At 72.4% G+C, this 3,375-nt stretch carries 4 protein-coding genes; all 4 read left to right on the top strand.

Going from position 1 to position 3,375, the window contains the following annotated elements; all coding sequences use genetic code 11:
- Window positions 1-80: 80 nt before the first annotated feature.
- Entirely contained in the window at window positions 81-680 is a 600-nt protein-coding gene (locus tag ACWD3D_RS35055; protein WP_451464728.1) for a helix-turn-helix domain-containing protein, read from the top strand.
- Between the two features lie 135 nt (window positions 681-815).
- Window positions 816-1,784, top strand: a complete 969-nt coding sequence (locus ACWD3D_RS35060) for an NADPH:quinone oxidoreductase family protein (RefSeq protein ID WP_451464729.1) — start codon at window positions 816-818, stop codon at window positions 1,782-1,784.
- Window positions 1,781-2,968, top strand: a complete 1,188-nt coding sequence (locus ACWD3D_RS35065; protein WP_451464730.1) for an acyl-CoA dehydrogenase family protein — start codon at window positions 1,781-1,783, stop codon at window positions 2,966-2,968. Before ACWD3D_RS35060 ends, ACWD3D_RS35065 begins: the two co-directional genes overlap by 4 nt.
- A partial coding sequence (locus ACWD3D_RS35070; protein WP_451464731.1) for an acyl-CoA dehydrogenase family protein occupies window positions 2,965-3,375 on the top strand: 411 nt, incomplete at its 3' end. The genes ACWD3D_RS35065 and ACWD3D_RS35070, both read left to right, overlap by 4 nt.

Raw genomic sequence — 3,375 nt, forward strand, 5'->3', positions numbered from 1 at the left:
CACGCGACCCGGCGCGCGGACGGCCGCCGTGGCGTCGCGCTGTTGACAAATACCCTTGCCGATTCCGCACACTGGTCGCCATGAGGGAACAGGCACAGCACGACCCCGCACTGGACGCGGTGCTTTCCGGGGTCGGCCCCCGGCTGCGCCGCCTGCGCAAGGACCGTGAGGTGACCCTCGCCGCCCTCTCGGCGGCCACGGGTATCTCGGTCAGCACCCTCTCCCGGCTGGAGTCCGGCGGCCGCCGCCCCAGTCTGGAGCTGCTGCTGCCCATCGCCCGCGCCCACGAGGTCCGGCTCGACGATCTGATCGGCGCTCCGCCCGTGGGCGACCCCAGGGTCCGGGCCGAACCGGTCGTCCGCCACGGGCGGACCATGTACCCGCTCACCGCCCGGCCCGGCGGTCTCCAGGCGTACAAACTCGTCCAGCAGGGCGGTACGGGCGAACCCCGCGAGCAGCGCACCCATGAGGGCTACGAATGGCTGTTCGTCCTCTCCGGGCGGTTGCGGCTGCTCCTCGCCGACCACGACCTGGTGATGGGACCGGGTGAGGCCGCCGAGTTCGACACCCGGCTGCCGCACTGGTTCGGCCCCGCCGGGGAGGAGACGGTGGAGTTCCTGAGCCTCTTCGGGCCGCAGGGTGAACGCATGCACGTCATCGCCCGGCCCAAGACCGGCTGACGGGTCCGGAACGGGCCGCCCCGCACATCCCCCTCCCGGCCGTTTCCAGGCTCCTCGGAGTGTTCCCACGGGAGCAAGCGACCGCTTAGTATGCGCCGGAGCAGGAGTTACGCCGACAGGTTTGTGGAGGCCTTCATGCAGGCATGGCGAGTGCACCGGAACGGCGAACCGAGCGAGGTGATGACCCTCGACGAGACGGACCGCCCGGTCCCCGGCGAGGGCCAGGCACTCCTCAGGGTGCGTGCGGCGAACATCAACTTCCCCGATGCGCTGCTCTGCCGGGGCCAGTACCAGGTCAGGCCCCCGCTGCCCTTCACGCCCGGGGTGGAGATCTGCGGTGAGACCGAGGACGGACGCCGGGTCCTCGCCACCCCCGCACTCCCGCACGGCGGCCTCGCCGAGTACGTCGTGGTGGACGAGGCGTCCCTGCTGCCCGCCCCCGACGCGCTGGACGACGCGGAGGCCGCGGCCCTGCACATCGGCTACCAGACCGGCTGGTTCGGCCTGCACCGCAGGGCCCGTATCCAGCCGGGCGAGACCCTCCTCGTGCACGCCGCCGCCGGGGGAGTGGGCAGCGCGGCCGTCCAGCTCGGCAAGGCCGCCGGAGCCACCGTCATCGGGGTGGCCGGAGGGCCCGAGAAGGCCGCCGTCGCCCGCGAACTCGGCTGCGACCTCGTCATCGACCGGCGCACCGAGGACATCGTCGCCGTGGTCAAGGAGGCCACCGGCGGGCGCGGCGCGGACGTCGTCTACGACCCGGTCGGCGGCGACGCCTACGCCAAGTCCGTCAAGTGCGTCGCCTTCGAGGGCCGGATCGTCGTCGTGGGCTTCGCCGGCGGCACCATCCCCACCCCGGCGCTCAACCACGTCCTCGTCAAGAACTACTCCGTCCTCGGACTCCACTGGGGCCTCTACAACACCAAGGACCCGGCGGCCGTCCGCGCCTGCCACGACGAGCTGACCGAACTGGCCGACCAAGGGCTCGTGAAACCGCTGGTCAGTGAGCGTGTCCCGATGTCCGCCGCAGCGGACGCCGTCCAGCGGGTCGCGAACGGCACGACGACCGGCCGCGTCGTCGTCCTGCCGACCGGAGGAGCCCGATGACCACCGTCGACGCCCCCGAGCTGCTCCGCCGCACGCGCGAGCTGCTCGCCGCACACCCTCCGGCCACCACCGGACGTACCGAGTTCCTGGGCGCCCGTTTCGACGCGGGGCTCGCCTGGGTCCACTACCCGGTGGGTCTGGGCGGCCTCGACGCCCCCCGTTCCCTCCAGCCCGTCGTCGACGCCGAACTCGCCGCCGCCGGCGCCCCCGACAACGACCCCCGCCGGATCGGCATCGGCCTCGGCATGGCCGCCCCCACCATCCTCGGCTTCGGCACGGACGAGCAGAAGCAGCGGTTTCTGCGCCCCCTGTGGATCGGCGAGGAGGTCTGGTGCCAGCTCTTCAGTGAGCCCGGTGCCGGCTCGGACCTTGCCGCGCTCTCCACCCGGGCGGTCCGCGACGGTGACACCTGGATCGTCGACGGACAGAAGGTCTGGACGTCCAGCGCCCACCTCGCCCGCTGGGCCATCCTCATCGCCCGCACCGACCCCGACCTGCCCAAGCACCGGGGCATCAGTTACTTCGTCTGCGACATGACCGACCCGGGCGTCGACGTGCGCCCGCTGCGGCAGATCACCGGCGAGGCCGAGTTCAACGAGGTCTTCCTCACCGGGGTCCGCATCCCCGACAGCAGGCGCCTCGGTCCCGTCGGTGAGGGCTGGAAGGTCGCGCAGACCACGCTCATGAACGAGCGCGTCTCGATCGGAGGAGCCCGTATCCCTCGCGAGGGCGGGATGATCGGCCCCGTCTCACGCACCTGGCGCGAGCGCCCCGAACTGCGCACCCCCGACCTGCACCAGCAACTGCTCACCCTCTGGGTGGAGGCCGAGGTCGCCCGGCTCACCGGGGAACGGCTGCGCCAGCAGCTCGTCGCCGGGCAGCCCGGCCCCGAGGGCTCAGGAATGAAGCTCGCCTTCGCCCGGCTCAACCAGGAGATCAGCGGGCTGGAAGTCGAACTCCTCGCCGACGAAGGACTGCTCTACGGCGAGTGGACGATGCGCCGCCCCGAGCTGGTGGACTTCACCGGCCGGGACGCCGGCTACCGCTACCTGCGCTCCAAGGGCAACTCGATCGAGGGCGGCACCAGCGAAGTGCTGCTGAACATCGTCGCCGAGCGTGTGCTCGGCCTGCCCTCCGAACCGCGCACCGACAAGGACGTCGCCTGGAAGGACCTCTCCCGATGACCGCCCCGCTCCAGCCGGCCGCCACCCCCGATCTCCTCTACTCGCAGGCGGAGGAGGACCTCAGGTCAGCGGTCCGCGCCCTGCTCGCGGACCGGTCCGACGCGCCGTCCGTGATCGCCCGCACCGAGTCCGACACGCCGTACGACCAGCAGCTCTGGAAGATCCTCGCAGCCGACGTCGGTGCCGCCGGACTGCTGGTGCCGGAGAAGCTCGGCGGCCTCGGTGCCACCCACCGGGAGGCGGCGGTCGTCCTGGAGGAGCTCGGACGGGCCGTCACCCCGTCCCCGTACCTGACCAGCTCCGTCGTCGCGACGGCCGTCCTGCTCGCCCTCGGTCCCGAGGACGGACCGGCGGCCACGCTGCTCGGCGACCTCGCCGCGGGACGCCGCACCGCCGCGCTCGCCGTG

It is taken from the genome of Streptomyces sp. NPDC002690 (assembly GCF_053592415.1).